General features: G+C 34.5%; 1 protein-coding gene. It reads right to left on the bottom strand.

Going from position 1 to position 785, the window contains the following annotated elements:
* The coding region (locus tag CYP28_RS02205; protein ID WP_141090909.1) for a hypothetical protein at positions 1-757 on the bottom strand (757 nt) is incomplete at its 3' end.
* Positions 758-785 lie beyond the last annotated feature (28 nt).

The following is a 785-nucleotide window of genomic DNA, read 5'->3' as shown; positions in this document are numbered from 1 at the left end:
ACATTAGCCACTCTTCTTCGGTAGGTCTTGATATATCATCAAAATCAAATAGAGAAAAACGTAGCTTTGAAACATCTGGCGGAACAATCTCAATCATTTTTTTCTCAGGAGTATTGTTATTTTTTCTAATGCTATCAAATATCCTTCCACCAGTATATCCAACGTTGATATAGCGTATTTTTCGATTTTCGTTTAGATCGTTTGCTTTGCCAGTTTCAAAATCATAACCAATTATTTGTGCCGCCATCTTAAGTGCAGCAACAGATTTACCAGCTCCAGTAGTTCCGAAAATTAGCATGTGTGGAGATGAATTGCCTTTTAACATGCAGTTAAAAAAGTTGTTATTAATATCTCGGCCATAAAAATCAACTTTCAAAAAGACGTTTGAGCCTACGCCGTGCTTAAGATTTTCAGCCTCATCTTTTAATGGTTTTGCCAAGCAATCTCTGCATAAAGATGTCTGGAAGAATTTAGAAATAATATCTTGATGAACAATTATGTCAAAATCAATATCCCTTGCCATTAATAAGGTTTTTGGCAATAACTTATCAACAAGCAAAAATCTTTCCTCGGCACTTATGCCCATAATAGACTGAAAAGCAGAGGCTGTTTTTTGCTCTTTTAGAAAGAACATGCCGTTTGCAACAAAACATTTATTTTCGATTTCTTCTATTGCTTCTTTGTTTTCAGGATCTTTTCTTAATTTATTTAAGGCTTTATTTGTAATGCTGTCTCCAAATTTGGCGGCTCTTTGCATAAGCTCTATTTGCCCCTTAGTCTTATGC

It is taken from the genome of Campylobacter concisus, assembly GCF_002914195.1.
GTDB classification, from domain to species: Bacteria; Campylobacterota; Campylobacteria; order Campylobacterales; family Campylobacteraceae; genus Campylobacter_A; species Campylobacter_A concisus_M.
This window is presented reverse-complemented; position numbering and strand designations above follow the sequence as displayed.